Source organism: Glycomyces sp. MUSA5-2 (assembly GCF_037034145.1).
In the GTDB taxonomy this organism is placed as follows: Bacteria; Actinomycetota; Actinomycetes; order Mycobacteriales; family Micromonosporaceae; genus Glycomyces; species Glycomyces artemisiae.
Map to the genome: position 1 here is coordinate 535,605 of NZ_JBAGKG010000005.1, position 18,325 is coordinate 553,929.

Annotated in this window: 16 protein-coding genes and 1 pseudogene; 11 read left to right on the forward strand and 6 right to left on the reverse strand. The window is 68.9% G+C overall.

Annotation, left to right across the window (positions count from 1 at the left end; genetic code table 11):
• Positions 1-7 precede the first annotated feature (7 nt).
• The 5 genes from WA640_RS18890 (at position 8) to WA640_RS18910 (ending at position 3,877) form a co-directional block, all read left to right on the forward strand.
• Positions 8-403: a hypothetical protein gene (locus tag WA640_RS18890; protein ID WP_335989629.1), complete on the forward strand. Its 396-nt coding sequence runs from the start codon at positions 8-10 to the stop codon at positions 401-403.
• A gap of 170 nt (positions 404-573) precedes the next feature.
• A complete protein-coding gene (locus WA640_RS18895; RefSeq protein WP_335989631.1) occupies positions 574-948 on the forward strand; it encodes a hypothetical protein in 375 nt (124 codons plus the stop codon).
• Positions 949-963: 15 nt separating this feature from the next.
• Entirely contained in the window at positions 964-2,757 is a 1,794-nt protein-coding gene (locus WA640_RS18900; RefSeq protein WP_335989632.1) for an alpha/beta hydrolase, read from the forward strand.
• A gap of 110 nt (positions 2,758-2,867) precedes the next feature.
• Positions 2,868-3,479, forward strand: coding sequence for a hypothetical protein (locus WA640_RS18905; RefSeq protein WP_335989633.1), 612 nt, complete (start codon positions 2,868-2,870; stop codon positions 3,477-3,479).
• Entirely contained in the window at positions 3,476-3,877 is a 402-nt protein-coding gene (locus tag WA640_RS18910; RefSeq protein ID WP_335989635.1) for a hypothetical protein, read from the forward strand. The genes WA640_RS18905 and WA640_RS18910 overlap by 4 nt, the downstream gene beginning before the upstream one ends.
• Positions 3,878-3,962: 85 nt before the next feature.
• Here the strand turns inward: WA640_RS18910 and WA640_RS18915 are convergent, their stop codons facing one another.
• Genes WA640_RS18915 through WA640_RS18925 form a run of 3 tightly spaced genes read right to left on the reverse strand, consistent with a single transcriptional unit; the run spans position 3,963 to position 7,656 of the window.
• The gene (locus tag WA640_RS18915; protein ID WP_106364289.1) at positions 3,963-4,841 is read right to left on the reverse strand and encodes a sugar ABC transporter permease; all 879 of its coding nucleotides are present in this window, start codon (positions 4,839-4,841) and stop codon (positions 3,963-3,965) included.
• Entirely contained in the window at positions 4,841-6,385 is a 1,545-nt protein-coding gene (locus WA640_RS18920; RefSeq protein ID WP_335989637.1) for an ABC transporter permease subunit, read from the reverse strand. The genes WA640_RS18915 and WA640_RS18920 overlap by 1 nt, the downstream gene beginning before the upstream one ends.
• A gap of 38 nt (positions 6,386-6,423) precedes the next feature.
• Entirely contained in the window at positions 6,424-7,656 is a 1,233-nt protein-coding gene (locus tag WA640_RS18925; protein WP_335989639.1) for a sugar ABC transporter substrate-binding protein, read from the reverse strand.
• A gap of 153 nt (positions 7,657-7,809) precedes the next feature.
• Between WA640_RS18925 and WA640_RS18930 the strand changes: the two genes are divergently transcribed.
• Both WA640_RS18930 and WA640_RS18935 read left to right on the forward strand, forming a co-directional pair.
• A complete protein-coding gene (locus tag WA640_RS18930; protein WP_106364286.1) occupies positions 7,810-8,811 on the forward strand; it encodes a LacI family DNA-binding transcriptional regulator in 1,002 nt (333 codons plus the stop codon).
• A 15-nt stretch (positions 8,812-8,826) separates the two neighbouring features.
• Positions 8,827-10,374, forward strand: a complete 1,548-nt coding sequence (locus WA640_RS18935; protein ID WP_335989641.1) for a glycoside hydrolase family 13 protein — start codon at positions 8,827-8,829, stop codon at positions 10,372-10,374.
• A 101-nt stretch (positions 10,375-10,475) separates the two neighbouring features.
• On the opposite strand, the gene fbaA is transcribed toward WA640_RS18935, so the two are convergent.
• On the reverse strand, positions 10,476-11,498 hold the full coding sequence (fbaA, locus tag WA640_RS18940) for a class II fructose-bisphosphate aldolase (RefSeq protein ID WP_335989642.1): 1,023 nt from the start codon (positions 11,496-11,498) through the stop codon (positions 10,476-10,478).
• A 184-nt stretch (positions 11,499-11,682) separates the two neighbouring features.
• Between fbaA and WA640_RS18945 the strand changes: the two genes are divergently transcribed.
• The gene (locus WA640_RS18945; RefSeq protein WP_106364282.1) at positions 11,683-11,886 is read left to right on the forward strand and encodes a hypothetical protein; all 204 of its coding nucleotides are present in this window, start codon (positions 11,683-11,685) and stop codon (positions 11,884-11,886) included.
• Positions 11,887-11,950: 64 nt separating this feature from the next.
• Here the strand turns inward: WA640_RS18945 and WA640_RS18950 are convergent, their stop codons facing one another.
• Positions 11,951-14,029 (reverse strand): S9 family peptidase, encoded by a 2,079-nt coding sequence (locus tag WA640_RS18950; RefSeq protein ID WP_335989643.1) that lies wholly within the window; start codon positions 14,027-14,029, stop codon positions 11,951-11,953.
• Between the two features lie 150 nt (positions 14,030-14,179).
• On the opposite strand from WA640_RS18950, the gene WA640_RS18955 reads away from it, so the two are divergent.
• Positions 14,180-15,115: an ABC transporter ATP-binding protein gene (locus WA640_RS18955; RefSeq protein ID WP_335989645.1), complete on the forward strand. Its 936-nt coding sequence runs from the start codon at positions 14,180-14,182 to the stop codon at positions 15,113-15,115.
• A complete protein-coding gene (locus WA640_RS18960) occupies positions 15,112-16,971 on the forward strand; it encodes a YhgE/Pip domain-containing protein (RefSeq protein WP_335989647.1) in 1,860 nt (619 codons plus the stop codon). The genes WA640_RS18955 and WA640_RS18960 overlap by 4 nt, the downstream gene beginning before the upstream one ends.
• A 52-nt stretch (positions 16,972-17,023) precedes the next feature.
• Here WA640_RS18960 and WA640_RS18965 read toward each other — a convergent pair whose 3' ends face one another.
• The gene (locus WA640_RS18965; protein WP_106364278.1) at positions 17,024-17,770 is read right to left on the reverse strand and encodes a TetR/AcrR family transcriptional regulator C-terminal domain-containing protein; all 747 of its coding nucleotides are present in this window, start codon (positions 17,768-17,770) and stop codon (positions 17,024-17,026) included.
• 102 nt (positions 17,771-17,872) lie between these two features.
• Here WA640_RS18965 and WA640_RS18970 point away from each other — a divergent pair.
• Positions 17,873-18,244: pseudogene (locus tag WA640_RS18970) on the forward strand (VOC family protein); the annotation flags it as partial.
• Positions 18,245-18,325 lie beyond the last annotated feature (81 nt).

Below are 18,325 nucleotides of genomic sequence, written 5' to 3' on the forward strand. Positions count from 1 at the left end.
TCCCCGAATGGCCGCCGCCTTCCCGCCCGGCGAACGAGTCGAACTCGTCGCCCGCGCCGTCCTGCTCCGCGCCGGACTCGCCCGCTTCCACGAGGAGCGCCGCGCCAACTGGGACCGCCTCACCGGCGACCGCCGCCCCGCCGTCGACGACCCCGACGCCGTCACCCTCAACACCCAGCCCGGCGCCCGCACCCAGAACGCCGACGACCTCCGCACGCTCGGCGACGCCCTCCGACTCATGGACCGCGTCATCGACCTCCTCGAATCCCCCGCCGAGGACATCGCCGTCGTCGCCTTCGGCCTCGAACAGCTCCAGTCCCGCGTCATCGAACTGGAGGAGTACGCCGACCTCAAAGAACCCGTCGGCCTCCTCCGAGAACTCATCGAAAGCCGCGACGTCTGACCCCTTGGGGCACTGGAGAACTCGCCCACCGCAAACCGCCCGTCTCCCCCACGAGCCGGGCATGCACCCACGAATCAGCACAGAGCGAGTAACCTGTCACTGACCGAACCCCACGGCCAGAACGGACCCGTACAACATGCCCTATACCTCCGACGCCCCGAGGCCCGCCCGTGCCCGGCGCTGACGTCTTCAGCATCGCCCCCGACGAAGTCCACAAATCCGTGGAGATCCTCTTCGACATCGAAGCCGAAGTCGACCGGCAGACCGCCGACCTCGTCGACGACACCGCCGAGACCGCGCAGTCGCTCGCCGACGCCGACCTGGCGATCGGCACCGCGCTCGCCGAGGCCGCCGCATGGTGGAAGTCCGACCGCGCCGGAGGCTTCACCGCCCTGTGCGGCAACACCGGCGAATACCTCGCCGTCTGCGCCGAATCCGCCGTCGAAGTCGACGACTACAACGCGGGCGACTTCGCCTCCCTCGCCGACCACGACCGCTACCCGGGGCGCGCCAACGAGCACGCCTCGTCCCGACCAGACTGGTAGCCGCCGATGAGCGACATGTCCTGGAAAGACCTCCGCGACCTCGAATGCGCGAACCTCCGATACGTCGGCAACCTGTGGACGACCTACGCCACCGCCATGGTCGAGCAGACCGAACGGCTCCGCACCGACGTCGTCGACGGGCACCTCAGCACCGACCATTACGAGTCCGACACCGCGGACCTGGTCCGCGAGCAGATCGGGCTCATCGGCGGCCGCTTCGAGGACGACCTGTCCGACTACGCGACCATCCGCATCGCCACCACCATGCTCGAAGCCGCCGACGCGCTCGCGGCCGAGCAGCTGGAGCTCCGCGAACTCGCCTCCCTCATCGAGGACCACGACTTCGAGATCGAAGGCGGCCCGCACGAATACGAGGTCAACCCGAGCGCCGGCCTCCACCAGGCCATCTGGGTGCAGCTCGACCCGCCCCAGTGGCTGTGCGACCGCATCGGCATGGAGAAGTCCTCCGGCTGGTACGACCTTCTCAGCCAGGCCGAAGCGCTCGGCAGGGTCAAAGACCTGTACGACTCCGCGAACGAGCTGTGCGCGCAGTACCAGGACTGGCTGCGCGCCATCATGTCCCGCGCCCACGACGCCGACGACGACGCGGCCGCCGCGCTTTCCACCATGCGCGAGAACCCGCCCGAACTGCCGCCCCACTTCGGCGCCACCTACGACGACCTCATCGACGACTACAAGACCGCCCTTACCGAGGAGACCGCCGCCGAGATGGAGGCGATCGCCAACGGCCACACCGACATGTCACCGGAACAGGTCAACCAGTGGTGGGAGGACCTCACCGACGCCGAGCGCGAAGCGCTCATCGCCGAACACCCCGAATGGGTCGGCCCCACCGACGGCATCCCCACCGACGCCCGCGACACCGCCAACCGCACCAACCTCGACAACGAGATCGACAGCCTCGACGACCAGATCGCCGCCATCGAAGCCCAGCTCGCCGGAGCCCGCGGCTACGACGAAGGCGAGTCGGTGGACTACAACGCGCTCCAAGCAGAACTCGCCGAACTGCAGCGGGACCGCGACGACCTTGCCTCCCTGCATGACAGGATCACCGACGACGAAGGGAATCCCGCCTCGTACTACGAGACCGGGCAGCCCTACTACCTCCTCGGATTCGGCACGGAAGGCAGCGGCCAGGCCATCGTGTCCATCGGCAACCCCGACACCGCTGACAATGTCAACGCCTACGTACCGGGCACGACCGCAGATCTCGGCGGCGCGTCAGGCGGTCTCATGGGCCGCACCGAGACTATGGCCTACGACGCCTGGCGAATGGCACCGGAAGAAGCGACCGCGACAGTCCTCTGGCTTGGGTACGACGCACCCGACTCGGTCATGCCGGAAGCGACGCAGAGCGAATGGGCCGAAGGCGCCGCCGAGGACTTGGAGTCCTTCACCCAGGGCATCCGCGCCACTGCCGAGGATGAACCCTCGAATCTCACCCTGACAGGTCACTCCTACGGAACCACCGTCATCGGAACGGCGGCGGCCAGTGAAGGCGTGGAAGCCGACAACCTGGTCCTCGTAGCCTCCCCAGGGGTCAGCGTCGACACCGCTGACGCCCTCGGCGTAGGGGCGGGCAACGTCTACGCGACCACGAACACCCTCGATGTAATCAATTGGGGTGCGGTACACGGCATGGATCCGAACGACGAGGCATTCGGAGCGAACAGCTTCCACAGCGACTTCGGAAGGGCCACCGACAACAACCACAGCACCTACTGGAACGACACCAACCAGACCGGCCGCACCACGATGGCGGAGATCATCACTGGATCCGGGAGCTGACATCCATGACGACGACAGAACGCGGGATCGTGCATCCCGCACTGCGAGCGGCTGCAACGGCGGCGACCGCCGTGCTGGCGCTCGCCGCATGTTCCGATCCAGGAGACGATGTGAATCAACCCCCGCAAAGCGAGTACACCCAGGCCGAGGCGTACGCCCCGATGGAAACCGCCGCTTCGGAAGCCGCCGCGGCCCTTCCGGGTTTCCCCGGATTCCACCGCAGAAGTTGGGCCGAACTCCCGTGCAGCCACGACGGCATCGACGACCCCGAACACACGACCGTCGAAATCCGCTACGAGTTCTCCATCGAGGATTCCGGAACCGACAGTGTCCGCAGTGAGTACGTCGACGTCCTGCGCGACCTCTGGACCGGGCAGGGAAACGAAGTCACCGAGGACTCCCAGACGACCCGAGGAGAACGCCTCGACCGCGAACTCGTGGCCGTCCGCGACGACGGGATCAACCTCTGGTACTCCGTCACCGGCATCGTTGTGCTGTTTATCCAGTCCGGCTGCGTTCCGGTCAGCGATCCGAGCGAGATCGAATACATCCCTCCGGTCGGCGGGATCGAGCCCGGGAGCGAGAACGACCTCGTCGGCGACTACTTCCCCGACGGCATCCCCACGGACCAGGCGGCCGCCGTCGACCCGTTCGCGGACGCCCAGGCGATCGGCGCGCTCGTCCCCTTCACGCCGCCGGAATCGTACGAAGACCTGCTGTGAGCGCCGACCGTCGCCCGTGGAAGGTCGTGGTCGCGGCCGTGATCCTTCAGATCCCCTGGCCGGTCACGATCATCGGCGGATACAACCAGACCCGGTGCGGACCGGACGCGGAAGTGGAATGCATGGCGTTCCAGCCCCCGTTCGCCCTGTTCGCGTTCCTGACGGTCTTGTGGCTCGCGGCCGTCCTATGGCCTTCGGCCGCACTGTGGACGGGAAGCAACACCGCCCGCAGATTCCTGGTCGTGTTCAACGGCGCGGGCCTCGTCGTATTCGGCGGACTCCTGCTGAAGGCCCTCCCGTTCTTCGCGATCTGGCTCGCGCTCTGGGGACTCCCGCTGCTCGTCGCGATCGCGCTGCTCCTGCATCCCGCCTCTAAAGCCTGGTGCGAGCGGCCCTGAACGCGAACAGGCCCGGACCCTGGGGAGGGAGGCTCCCCCTGGTCCGGGCCCGGTGCGCCCCGGAGGGCGCGTGTCGAGCAGGGTCTTAGCCCTTGACGGCGCCGCCGGTGAGGCCCGAGACGATGTAGCGCTGCAGGCTCATGAAGACCGCGACCGTGAGGATCGAGGTCAGGAGCGTGCCCGCCGCGAAGATGCCGAAGTACGAGGCGGGCGAGTTGTCGGCCGTCAAGGTCTTGAGGCCCACCGCGAGGGTCATCTCCGGGCGGTCGGTGAGGAACAGCGACGCCAGGATGAAGTCGTTCATCGTGCCCACGAACGCGAGGATCCCCGAGATCGCGATGATCGGCGCCGCGAGCGGCAGGATCATCCCGAAGAAGATCTGCGCGTGCGAAGCGCCGTCGATCGTCGCCGCCTCGTCGAGCTCCTTCGGGATCGTGTCGAAGAAGCCCTTCATGAGCCACGTCGAGACGCCGAGCGCGCCGCCCATGTACACGAGCATCAGCCCGAGCTTCGTGTTCAGGCCCGCCACCGGGTAGAACTCCCCGATCGCGCCGAAGATCAGGTACAGCGCCACCACCGACAGGAACGCCGGGAACATCTGGATCAGCAGCAGGAACAGCAGCATCGGCCGCCGCCCCCGGAACCGGAACCGGCTGAACGCGTACGCCGCAAGGGAGGAGATGAGGATCGAGATGAACGCCGCCGGGACGGCGATCATCAGCGAGTTCGCGAACCACGACGCGAACGGGATGTTCGGGTCCGAGAACAAGCGGTCGAAGGACACCAGCGAGAAGTCCGTGGGAAGCAGGCTCGTCGCCGACAGCGTCCCCTTCGGGTTGAACGCCGCCGACACCACGTACAGGATCGGCACGAGCCCGAACACCAGGACCGCCACGGCCACGAGGTGCCGCCATCCGAACTCGGCGATCCAGCCCGGCCGCTTGCGCCGCTTCACAGTCGCCATCAGTACACGTCCTCCTGGCTGCGGGTGGTCCGGAACATGACCGCCGAGATCGTGGCGACGATCAGGAAGATGAACACGCTGACCGCGCTGGCGAAGCCGTAGTCGGCGGTGGTGGCGCCGAACGCCTGCCGGAACGCGTACGTGATGAGCAGGTCGGTGCCGCCGACCGACTCGCCGGCGGGGAACGGGTTGCCGCCGCTGAGCAGCTGGATCGCGTTGAAGTTGTTGAAGTTGAACGCGAACGACGAGATCAGCAGCGGCGTGAGCGCGATGAGCAGCAGCGGCAGCGTGATCTTGCGGAACGCCGTCACGCCCGTCGCGCCGTCGATCTTCGCGGCCTCAAGGGAGTCGGTCGGGAGCGCCTGGAGCGCGCCGAGGGAGATGAGGAACATGTACGGCCAGCCGAGCCACGTGTTCGCGATGAGGACCATCGCGCGGGCGGCCCACGTCTCGCCGTACCAGTTGACGCTCAGCCCGAACAGCTCGTTGACGAGCCCGTAGTCGCGGTTGAACATCTGCGCCCACACCAGCAGCATCGCGAACGACGGCATGGCGTACGGCAGGATCATGAGCGTCCGGTACACCTTGGTGCCGCGCATCGACGGCTTGTTCAGGGCCATGGCGGTGCCGAGGCCGATCACGAAGGTGAACAGGACGGACCCGGCCGCGAACATGACGTTCCAGGCGAAGACGCCGAGGAACGGCCCGCGGATGTCCGGGTCGGTGATGACGGACAGGTAGTTGTCGAAGCCGATGTTGACGCGCCAGCCGACGAGCGCGGCCTGACCGTCCTCGGTGAGGAAGCTGCCCTCCTCGTTGTCGGCGTACCAGACGGTGCCCGTGGCCGAGTCGGTGATGCAGTCGCAGCCCTCGTCGTACGAGCGCGTCGAGGTGCCCTCGAACGCCGACAGGCCCTGCACCTTGATGCCGGTCTCGGGCCCGGTGGGGACGGCCAGCTCGGCGAGCTCGGCCTGCCGCTCGTTGAGTTCGGCGAGGTCCCACACGGTGTAGCCGGGGGCGGCGGTGATCGCGCCGGAGGCGTCGACCGTCGCGCCGTCGAGCTCGGTGAGGCCCTCTTCCGTTCCCGCCCAGGTGGACCCGTCGGCGGTGTCCGTGAGCAGGAGGGTGAGCTCCCCGGAGGCGGACTCGCCGACGGCGAGCCGGTAGTTCGCGCCGCCGGGGGTCTGCTGGACGCCCGCGGCGATGATCGCCTCGATCGCGCCGTCCTTGTCGGTCCGGTGCCCGTCCCCGTAGTTGGAGAACGAGGTCCCGGCGGTCATGACGACCGGCGCGATCTGGAACGCGATGAGCAGGAGCGTCCCGGGGACGAGGTACTTGAGGGGGATGGACCGGCGCTGGAGGTAGGTGTAGAAGACGATCGCGACGACGGCCGCCTCGACGGCCAGGCCCCACCAGGCCCGGGCGCCGATGAGCGGCAGCGCCGCCCAGACGGCCAGCGCGGCCACCGCCGCGAGCACCGCGATCTTGGTGATCTGGCCTGCGGCGGTGGTGGATCCGGCCGTCTGGGCACGTTGGTCGAGCACTGCTGCGCGTTCCTTCGCTCGGGGACTGGCCGGGGCCGCTACGCGCCGACGGCGTCGCGGATGGTCTGCGCGGCGGTCGCGGCCGCGTCGGCGCCCGGCGTGGTGCCGTCGATGGCGTCGGCCTCGGCGCGGCCGAAGGGCTCCCAGACGGAGTCCATGGCGGGGATGTTCGGCATGGGGACGGCGTTCTCGCCCGCGGCGGCGAAGCCCTGCGCGTCGGCGTTGCCCTCGGCGTAGGACTCGGCGGCGGCGGTGAGCGCGGGGAGGCGGCCGCCCGCTTCGGCGAGTTTGAGCTGGAGGTCCTCGGTGAGGACGTAGTTGGTGACGAACTCCTGCGCGAACACGGCGTTCTTGGCGCCGGAGGCGACGTAGAAGCCCTGGACGCCGAGGAACGGCGAGGCGGGGCCCTGGCCTTCGAAGCCGGGGATGGCGGTGACCTCGTATTCGAGGCCCGCGCCCTGGACGTCGGTGAGGGCCCAGGGGCCGGAGATCATGAACGCGGTCTTGCCGTCGACGAAGAACGGGATGACGTTGGAGGCGTCGAAGGTGGTCTTGAGGACGCCCGAGGCGCCGAGCTCGGCGAACTTCTCGAACGCGGCGACGCCGCCGGGGGAGTCGACGCCGACGTCGCTCGGGTCGAGGTTGCCCGCGCCGTCGTCCTTGAACAGGTAGCCGCCCATGGAGGCGAACAGCGGGTAGGCGCTGTAGGCGTTGCCGTCGACGCCGACCTCCATGGTGAGGACCTCGTCGGTGCCCGCGGCCTGGCCGGCGGTGACGAGCTCCTCGAAGGTGGCGGGCGCTTCGGGGGCGAGCGCGGTGTTGCGGATGAGGCCCAGGTTCTCCAGGGCGTAGGCGACGCCGTAGAGGTTGCCGTCGACGGTGAATGCCTTGACGGCGGTCTCGTTGAGGGCGGACTGCTGGTCGGCGGTGAGGGTGATGGGGGCGACGGCGCCGGCGGCGGCGTACTGCCCGGCCCAGTCGTGGGCGCCCACGACGATGTCGGGGCCCTGGCCCTGCTCGGCGGCGGTGAGGAAGTCCTGCCGGAGGGTGTCGACGTGCTCTTCGACGGTGACCTTCACGCCGACGGTGGTCTCGAAGTCCTTGACGAACTCCTTGAGCACGGGGGTGCGGGTCTCGTCGGCCCAGATGACGAGCTCGCCGGAGAACTCCGTGCCGGTGGCCGAGCCGCTGTCGGAGTCGTCGCCGCAGGCGGCGGCCGCACCGAGGGCGGCGGCGGAGACGGCGGTGATACCCAGGGTCCTTCTGCGCATGTCTTCTTTTCTCCTCATTGAGGGGCCCCGGGGCGGGGGCCGCTGGTGCGGGACTCGCGTCCCGGCGTCCTACGACATTAGCAAGATGTTTCAGAATCAGGAAAGCCTTGCAACCAAACTGTTGCCAACTTTCAGATAGGCTAGTCTGTCATCATGCGGCTTCGACTCTCTGACATCGCCCGGCAGGCCGGGGTCAGTGAGGCAACGGTGTCCCGGGTGCTCAACGACAAGCCCGGGGTCGGTCAGCAGACCCGACAGTCCGTCCTCACTGCCCTCGACGTGCTCGGCTATGAACGCCCCCAGGCCCTGCGCAAGCACGCCATCGGCCTGATCGGCCTGGTCGTGCCCGAACTGGAGAACCCGATCTTCCCGCTCTACGCGCAGACGATCTCCAACGTCCTGGCCGGTTCGGGGTACACCCCGGTGCTGTGCACGCAGACCCCCGGCGGGGTCTCGGAGGACGAGTTCGTGGAGATGCTCCGCGAGCGGGCCGTCGCCGGGATCATCTTCGTCTCAGGCTTGCACGCGGACACGGCCGCGAGCACCGAACGCTACCAAGAGCTCAAGGACAAGCGGCTCCCGGTGGCCTTCGTCACCGGCCACCCCGAGGGCGTGGAGGCCGCCTCGTTCTCCTGCGACGACACCGTCGCGGCCCGCATCGCGGTCGAGCACCTGGCCGGCCTGGGCCACAAGCGGATCGGCCTGGTCTCGGGCCCGGACCGGTACTGGCCGGTGCGCCGCAAGATCTCCGGCTATCGCGCCGCCATGCAGCACGTCGGCCCCGAGCTCATCGAGCTGACCCTCTTCGGCGAGCAGGGCGGGCACGCCGCCGCGTCGCGCCTCATCGACCGCGGCGCGACCGCCGTGGTCTGCGGCTCGGACATGATGGCGCTCGGCGCGATCCGCGCCGCCGAGGAGCGCGGCCTCAACGTCCCGCAAGACTTTTCAGTCGTGGGCTACGACGACTCGCCGCTCATCGCCCACACCAACCCCCCGCTCACGACCGTGCGGCAGCCGGTGCGCGACATCGCCACCGCCGCCGCGCGGGCCCTGCTCGACGAGATCGCCGGGCAGCCCACCCCGTCGTCGGAATACCTGTTCCGGCCCGAACTGGTCGTACGCGGGTCCACCGGTGCGGCACCCCGAGAAGACTGAAAGGGAATCCCCCCGATGAGTGAACACTGGTGGCGCGACGCGGTCATCTACCAGGTGTACCCGCGCTCCTTCGCCGACGCGGACGGCGACGGCATGGGCGATCTGGAGGGCATCCGCTCCCGGATCCCCTACCTCGCGGCGCTCGGCGTCGACGCCGTGTGGCTGTCGCCGTGCTTCGCCTCGCCCCAGAAGGACGCGGGCTACGACGTGTCCGACTACCGCCGCATCGACCCGCGCTTCGGCGACCTCGACGACTTCGACCGGATGCTCGCCGACGCGCACGCCGCGGGCATCCGCCTCATCGTGGACCTCGTCCCCAACCACACCTCCTCGGAGCACGCGTGGTTCCAGGCCGCGCTCGCTGCGGCACCCGGCTCGCCGGAGCGAGAGCGCTACCACTTCCGCGACGTCGTCGATCCCGAGGTGCCGCCGAACAACTGGCAGTCGATCTTCGGCGGCCCGGCGTGGACGAAGACCGCTGACGGCAAGCAGTGGTACCTGCACCTGTTCGACGCCTCGCAGCCGGACCTGAACTGGGACAACCCGGAGGTCCACGCCGAGTTCCAGTCGGTGCTGCGGTTCTGGCTCGACCGGGGCGTGGACGGCTTCCGCATCGACGTCGCGCACGGCATGGTCAAGGCCGCGGGCCTCCCGGACACCGGCGGCGACGGCACGATCGAGATGATCGGCACGACGCAGGCCCCGTTCTTCGACCAGGACGGCGTGCACGACATCTACCGCTCGTGGCGCCCGATCATCGAGGAGTACGACGGGGACCGGATCTTCGTCGCGGAGGCGTGGACCGACTCGGCCGAGCGCCGCTCCCTGTACCTGCGGCCCGACGAGCTGCACCAGGCGTTCAACTTCGACCTCGTGCTCGCGCCGTTCAGCGCCGCGGACTTCCGGAAGGCCATCGACTCCGAGATCGCGAACAACGCGGGCGTAGGCGCACCGTGCACCTGGGTGCTGTCGAACCACGACGTGCAGCGCCACGTCACCCGCTACGGCGGCGGCGAGCTCGGCCTGGCCCGCGCGAAGGCCGCGACGCAGCTGCTGCTGTCGCTTCCGGGCGTCGTGTACGTCTACCAGGGCGAGGAGCTGGGCCTGAACGAGGTCCTCGACCTGCCCGCGGAGGTCCGCGAGGACCCGACGTTCTTCCGCACGGGCGGCGCCCAGATCGGCCGCGACGGCTGCCGCGTGCCGCTGCCGTGGACCCGCGAGGGCTCCTCGTTCGGCTTCGGCTCGGGCGGCTCCTGGCTCCCGCAGCCCGCGGACTGGGGCGCGCTCTCGGCCGAGGCCGAGGACGGCGTGCCCGGCTCGACCCTGGAGTTCTACCGCTCGGCCATCGCGCTCCGCAAGGCGCACAAGGCCACCGGCCTGACCTGGCTGGCCGACCCGGGCGAGGACGCGTTCGCGTTCGACAACGGCGCGCTCGTCGCGGTCGTCAACTTCGGCGCCGAGCCCGTCCCGGTCGCCGGGTACGGCACGGAGGTCCTCCTCGCGAGCACCGACCTCGTCGACGGTCGGCTGCCGGGCGGCGCGGCCGTCTGGTTCGCGAAGTAGCACCGGATCGTGCATCCTATTTCCTATAGGATCTACGATCCGCACGAGTAAGGGCCCCGGGCGAACGCCCGGGGCCCTTATTTTCGCCTTGCGGCGCCTGCCTACTTGATCTTGGTGCCCGCGGAGCGGAGCTGCTGGCAGGCCTCGATGATGCGGGCGGCCATGCCGGCCTCGGCGAGCTTGCCGTAGGCGCGCGGGTCGTACGCCTTCTTGTTGCCGACCTCGCCTTCGACCTTGAGCACGCCGTCGTAGTTCTTGAAGATGTGGTCGACGATCGGGCGGGTGAACGCGTACTGCGTGTCCGTGTCGATGTTCATCTTGATGACGCCGTAGTCGACGGCGTCGGAGATCTCCTGCGCGGTGGAGCCGGAGCCGCCGTGGAAGACCAGGTCGAACGGCTTGTCCTTGCCGGTCTCCTTGCCGATCTCGTCCTGGATCTCCTTGAGGATCTCCGGGCGCAGGTGCACGTTGCCGGGCTTGTACACGCCGTGGACGTTGCCGAAGGTCAGCGCGGTCATGTAGCGGCCGTTCTCGCCGGCGCCGAGGGCGGCGACGGTGGCGCGGGCGTCCTCGACGGTGGTGTACAGCTGCTCGTTGATCTCGGCCTCGACGCCGTCCTCCTCGCCGCCGACGACGCCGATCTCGACTTCGAGGACGACCTTCGCCTTGGAGGTGCGGGCCAGCAGGTCCTGCGCGATCTCCAGGTTCTCGGCGAGCGGCACGGCCGAGCCGTCCCACATGTGCGACTGGAACAGGGGCTCCTCGCCGCGGGCCACGCGCTCCTCGGAGATGGCGAGGAGGGGGCGGACGAAGCCGTCGAGGTGGTTCTTCGGGCAGTGGTCGGTGTGCAGGGCGACCTTGACCGGGTAGTTCTTGGCGATCTCGTGCGCGGCGGCGGCGAGCGCGGCGGCGCCGGTGACCTTGTCCTTGACGGTGGGGCCGGAGAGGTACTCGGCGCCGCCGGTGGAGACCTGGACGATGCCGTCGGACTCGGCCTCGGCGAACGCGGCGAGCGCGGCGTTGAGGGTCTGGGTCGAGGTGACGTTGATGGCCGGGTAGGCGAAGGAGCCGGCCTTCGCCCGGTCGAGCATCTCGTTGTATTCCTCGGGTGTTGCGATGGGCATGCTGCCTGCTCCTTTTACAAGTCGATAAGTGCTCCCCGACCGGGGGCCAGACCCAGACGCCGCTGTCTGATGGCCTCGAACTGTTGCGTCGAGGTGAAGTATCGCCCACGAACATGTGAAGGCACGTCCCAGGCTACCTGGTGGTTCACTGGCCGGACGCGGCCCTCGGCACTACGGTTGGTTTATGAATTATCACCAGGAATGGGCGGAAGAAAACGACGAGCTGTCCGAGTTCGACCTCGCCGACTCCTCCGAACCTCCCGGGGACGACGACCCCGAGGCGCCGGTGACGGACCCGGACCCGCCGGACGAGGCCGACCGGGCGGACGCGGCCGACCAGCTCATCGAGATCCAGTTCGGCGAAGAGGAGAACGAGGCGCCCGAGTAGCGCCGACGGACAGGGCCCGGTCCCGCAGCGAGCTGCGGAACCGGGCCCCTGTGCATTCCGGTCGTTAAGCGGTACCCAGCCGGTCGAGGATCCATGCGAGGTTGAACGCCTCCTCCTCCCAGGCGTCGTAGCGCCCGGACCGGCCGCCGTGCCCGGCCTCCATCTCGGTCTTGAGGAGCACGTCCGACTCGGGGCTCTCCTTGCGCAGCTTCGCGATCCACTTGGCGGGCTCGTGGAAGCCCACGCGGGTGTCGTTGAGGCTGGTGACCGCGAGGATCGCCGGGTACTTCACGTCCGTGACGTTCTCGTACGGCGAGTACGACTTCATGTAGGCGTACACCTCGGGGGATTCGAGGGGGTTGCCCCACTCCTCCCATTCGATGACGGTGAGCGGCATCGTCGGGTCGAGGATCGTGTTGAGCGCGTCGACGAACGGGACGTCGGCGAGGATGCCCGCGAACCGCTCGGGCGCGAGGTTCGCGACCGCGCCCATGAGCAGGCCGCCGGCGGACCCGCCGCGGGCGACGATCCGGTCGGGGGCGGCCCATCCGACGTTCGCGAGGTGCTCGGCGCAGTCCACGAAGTCGGTGAAGGTGTGCTTCTTCTGCAGGAGCTTGCCCTGCTCGTACCACTGGCGGCCCATCTCGCCGCCGCCGCGCACGTGCGCGATGGCGAAGACGACGCCGCGGTCGAGCAGGCTCAGGCGCGCGATCGAGAAGTACGGGTCGATGGAGTGCTCGTAGGAGCCGTACCCGTACAGCAGGCACGGCGCGGTCCCGTCGGGCTCGACCCCGGCCTTCGCGACGATGGAGATCGGGACCTTCGTGCCGTCCTGGGCGGTCGCCCACTCGCGGTACTGCACGTAGTCGGCGGGGTCGAAGTCGCCGAGCACGGGCGTCCGCTTGCGCAGGTGGAGCTCGGCGGTGTCGATGTCGTAGTCGTACACCGAGGACGGCGTCACGAGCGAGGTGTACCCGAGGCGGATCTGCCGCGACTCGTAGTCGGGGTTGTCGCCCAGGCCCACGGCGTAGATGGGCTCGTCGAACGCGATCTCGGTCAGGTCGCCGTCCGCGTTGAGGATGCCGACCTGGGAGAGCCCGGCGCGGCGCATCGAGACGACGACGTGGTCGTTGAACGCGTCGGCCGACTCCAGCCGCACCGCCTCGTCGTGCGCGATGACCTCGTGGAACTGCGTCGTGTCGTCCACCGGGGTCCAGCCGAGCGTGAAGTTCTCGGCGTTCCGGTTGTGCAGCACCCAGAACCGGTCGCCCTGGTGGTCCACGGAGACCTCGACGCCCTGCTCGCGGCCGTTCCCGAACACGGTGAACTCGCCGGTGGGGTCGGCGGCGTCGAGGTAGCGGACCTCGGTGGTGATCTTCGAGCCGGACACGATGAACAGGTACCGCTCGGAGCGGGTGAGGTCGATGCCGGTCCAGAAGCGCTCGTCGTCCTCCTGGTGGACCAGGACGTCCTTGTCCTCGTGCTCGCCGAGGACGTGCCGCCACACCTGGTAGGGGCGCCACGCGTCGTCCACCTTGGTGTAGAAGAAGACCGAGCCGTCCAACGACCACGACCCGCCGTAGAACACGTTCGGGATGTCGTCGGGGAAGTCGTCCCCGGTGCGCAGGTCCCTGAACCGCAGCGTGTACCGCTCGTCCCCGGTGTAGTTCACCGCGTAGGCGAGCAGGTTCCCGTCGGGGGAGACGTCGAAGGTGCCCAGGGAGAAGAAGTCGTGGCCCTCGGCGAGCTCGTTGCCGTCGACGAGGATCTCCTCGCCTTCGACCGCGGTCCCGGCCTCCACCTGGGGCGGCGTGTCCCCGGCGGCCTTGACGCGGCACTGGATGCCGTACTGCTTCCCCTCCTCGGTGCGCCCGTAGTACCACCAGCCGCGCTTGCGAACGGGGACGGAGAGGTCGGTCTCCTGGGTGCGGCCCTTGATCTCGCCGAAGATCGCCTTGCGGAGCGCGGCGAGGTGGCCCGTCCGCGATTCGGTGTAGGCGTTCTCGGCCCGCAGGTAGTCGAGCGTCTCGGGGTCCTCGGGGTCCTTCAGCCAGGCGTACGGGTCGTCGACGGTGTCGCCGTGGTGGGTTCGCGCGTGTGCGCGGCGGGGCGCCGCGGGTTTCGCGGGTTGCGTTTCCGACATGCCTCAACAATAAGGGCCCGGCGCGGGACGCGCCGGTCACAGCGCGCTCGCCCGCAATCGATCATAAGTTACTCGTGAGTAATATCCGTGCGGTTGGAATACCGCGAAAACGCCCGAACCAGGGCGCACCGGCCTGTGAGGATAGTGCCCATGAGCGACAGGAGCGACGACGAGGGGCCCGTGCCCGGAACGTCCGCGAGCGAACCCGCCGAAACCGAGGCCGCGCGCCCCGAAAACGAAACGCCCCCAACGGAGCCCATCGGCGCCGCCGTCGCCCCGCCGCCCGCCGGCCATGCCCCCGTTGACCATGCGACCGCCGAACATGCGACCACCGCCCTCGACCGAACCGCGCTCCTCGACCATGCCGCTCTTCTCGACCACGACGCCCTCCTCGAACACCCGAACGGCGACCCGTTCCTCGACGCCCGCGGCCTCACCGCCGCGGGCCGCCAGGGCGCCATCTTCACCGACGTCACGATCACCGCCCGCCTCGGCCAAGTCGTCGCCGTCTGCGGCGACGGCGGCGACGGCCGCTCCTCCCTCCTCCTCGCCCTCGCCGGGCGCTTCCGCACCACCGGCGGCACGCTCACCGTCGACCGCCAGACCCGCCCCGCCCAGATCCGCCGCCGCTTCACCGTCGCCCAGGCCGGACCCCCGATCCGCTTCGCGCAGTACCACACCGTCGCCTCCTGCATCAAAGAGACGACCACCGTCTCCGGCGGCGCCGCCACCCCCGCGAACATCCACGCCTGGCTTGACCGCCTCGCCGTCGGCGTCGACACCGGCGACACCTTCGGGTTCCTGCCCCGCATCGACCAGATCCGCTTCGCGATCGCCTGCGCCGCAGCGAGCCGCACCCCCGCCGTCGTCGTCGACGACGCCGACACCGGCCTCGACACCTCCGGCGGCGAACGCGTCTTCGAAGCCCTCCGCACCGTCGCCGACGCCGGCCAGCTCGTCATCGCCGCCTGCACCCGCACCGACCCGCCCGCCGACACCGTCGTCGACCTCCGCGACCAAGACCACGCCCGGCACCCCCGCCGACGCCGGGGCCACCACGAGCGCAACGGAGGCCACCAGTCATGAGCCCGTTCAAACTCGCCGCCGCCGAACTCCGGCGCTTCCGCGGCCACCCGATCCGCACCCTCGCGCTCGTCGCGATCATGCTCATCCCGCTCGTCTACGGCGGCCTCTACCTGTGGTTCGCCTGGAACCCGTACGGCAAGCTCGACCAGATGCCCGTCGCGGTCGTCAACGAGGACACCGGAGCGTCCGTCGACGTGAACGGCGAAACGCAGCAGATCAACGGAGGCGACCAACTCGTCGACCAGCTCAAAGAAGACCGCATCTTCGACTGGCAGTTCGTCAGCGCGAACAAAGCCGCCCAAGGCCTCAAGGACGGCGACTACTACATGGTCATCACCGTCCCCGAGGACTTCTCCACCCACCTCGCGAGCCTCTCCGGCACCGACCCCGAGCAGGCCACCGTCGAGTTCGACCTCAACGACGCCAACGGCTACGTCGCGGGCATCATGGCCTCCACCGTCGAGGCCGAACTGCGCAACCAGATCAACACCGCCGTCTACGTCACCTTCGCCACCACCATCTTCGGCGACCTCGCCCAGCTCAACCAGGGCCTCAACGACGCCGCCGACGGCGCCGCCGAACTCGCCGACGGCGCCGCCACCGCCCAGACCGGCGCCGGCGACCTCGAATCCGGCCTCGGCGACCTCACCGCCGGCGCCCAGCAGGTCGCCGACGGCGCCTCCCAAGTGAGCGACGGCGTCGACCAGGCCGTCGACGTCGCCCAGCCCGTCGTCCAGACCCTCGCCGACAACTGGACCCAGATCCAGACCGGCGCCTCCAGCGCCGCCGACCTCGCCGACCGCGCCGACACCGACCTCGACACCGTCTACGCCACCCTCTGCACCGACAACCCCGACGCGGACGCCGACGCCTGCACGCGCCTCCAGACCTTCATCACCGACGCCGACGGCGCCAACACCGACATCCAGAACGCCAACGACCAGATCCAGTCCACCTCCACCGACACCCTCGACCAGGCCTCCGAGGACCTCACCACCCTCCAGACCGGCGCCGCCGACGTCGCCGACGGCGCCTCCCAGGTCGCCACGGCCGCCGCCACCGCCGAATCCGGCGCGGGCGACCTCGCCGACGGTCTCACCGACCTCCACGACGGCGCGGCCACCCTCGCCTCCAAACTCGCCACCGCCGCCGAATCCGTGCCCAGCACCAACCCCGCCGACGACGCCGACAACGCCGAGGCCTACGGCAGCCCGGTCGCCGTCAGCGAGCAAAACCTCAACCCGGCGGAGACCTACGGGCGCGGCCTCGCCCCGTTCTTCATCGCGATCGCCTTGTGGGTCTTCGGCCTCATGGCCTACCTCGTCCTCTCCACAGTGAACCAGCGCGCCCTGGCCGGCCCGCTCCGCTCCGTCCCGATCGCCGTCGGCGGCTGGCTCCCGGGCGCGTTCCTGGGGGTCCTGTCGGCGATCGTCCTCTACCTCGCGGTCGAACTCGGCCTGGGCCTGAACCCGAAGGACGCGCTCGACACGGTCGGTCTGTCGATCCTGGTGATCCTGACGTTCACGGCGATGGCGCACCTGTTCAAACTGGCATTCGGCACGGCAGGAAGCCTGCTGCTAGTAGTCCTGCTGATGCTCCAACTGACAAGCGCAGGCGGTCTGTATCCCGTGGAGACGACGCCGAGGTTCTTCCAGGCACTGCACCCGCTGCTGCCGATGAGCTATGTGGTCGACGCGCTGCGGGTGACGATCAGCGGCGGCGAGACGTCCCACGTGGTCAAGGCCCTGGTGATCCTGGCGGTCTATCTCGTCGGCGCGCTGGCGCTTTCGTCCCTTGTGGTGGCGGCGAGGCGGCGCTGGAAGCCCGACAGTCTGAACGAGCCGCTGCAAGTCTGAGCGAGGAGGCCCGGCCCGGAGCGCGATCCGGACCGGGCCTCCCTGGTCGTGGTCACTCGACGAGGAAGCTCAACCCGTCAAGCAGGCGGGCAAGCCCGAACTCAAACGCATGCTCAGCGTCGTACGCCGCGCCATGCGCCTCCCCGGCGGCCTGTCCGACCCGGACGGCAGTGGGAAACCGCTCCGGGTCAAGCACCCTTTCAAGGAGCGGCCCGTTGACGGCCCACCACTCCTGGTCGCTCATCGAACTCGAAGCCCGCTCGGCATCGGCAAGGGCGGCATCCCGAGCCGCGGTCCTGACGAACCCGAGCAAGTAGGCGAGCACGTCATCCATGCCGACGGGATCGAGCCCAAGCCCTTCCAGCGCCCGAAGCTCATGCTCGTATTTCGCGCACTGGCCGGGCCCGAGCGGAGGCCGACTGGGCGAAACCGAAGCGGCCCAAGGATGCTCCCGGTACAACAGGTAGTTCTCCCGAGCGACGACCTCAAGCCGGGAGCGCCAATCCAACCCGTCCAGCCGCTGCCTCTGCATCCCCCCGAACAAGAAATCAAGCATCAAAGCGGTGAGCTCGCTCTTGCCGGGAACATACGTATACAAGGTCATAGGAGCCTTCCCGAGCTCCTGGGCCAATCGCCGCACGGTCACGGCCTCCAGCCCCTCGGCATCGGCCAGTGCAATGGCGGCCGCGACCACCTCGTCAACGGTCAGCCCCTTCCGGGGCCCGCGGCTCGCTTCGGGTCCGGCTCTCCAGAGCAGCTCAAGCAGGTTCGGCTTCGGCGTCTCAGTGGCAGCACTCACGCGAAAAACCTTACCTGAAAAGTTGTACGCCGTACGACGTACTAAGTACAATATACAACGTACGAAGAAACGGTCCACCGAAACACCCGTCAAGGAGCGCCCATGCGAATCACCTCGTCCGCCGTCTCGCTCAACGTCACCGACCCGACCGCTTCCGCGGACTTCCTCAAGCGCCACTACGGCTTCACCGAGGACATGGCCGCCGACGGCTTCGTCTCCCTCTCCCGCCCCGACGCCGGGTTCAACGTCATCTTCTTGAAGACCGGCCTGCCCACCTTCAAGCCCGACAGCGCCAAGGGCCATGCCGACGGCCTCCTCCTCGCCTTCGTCGTCGGCGACATCGACGCCGAATACGAGCGCATCCAGGCCGAAGGCGTCCCGATCACCACCCCGATCGAGACCGAGGAATGGGGCGAACGCTACTTCCAGACCGCCGACCCCAACGGCGTCATCATCCAGCTCGTCCAGTGGATGACCGACCCCGAAACCCCCGCCGAGTTATCCACACCCACCCCACCAGGCGAAATGCCAAACACTCACATAGTTATCCACAGG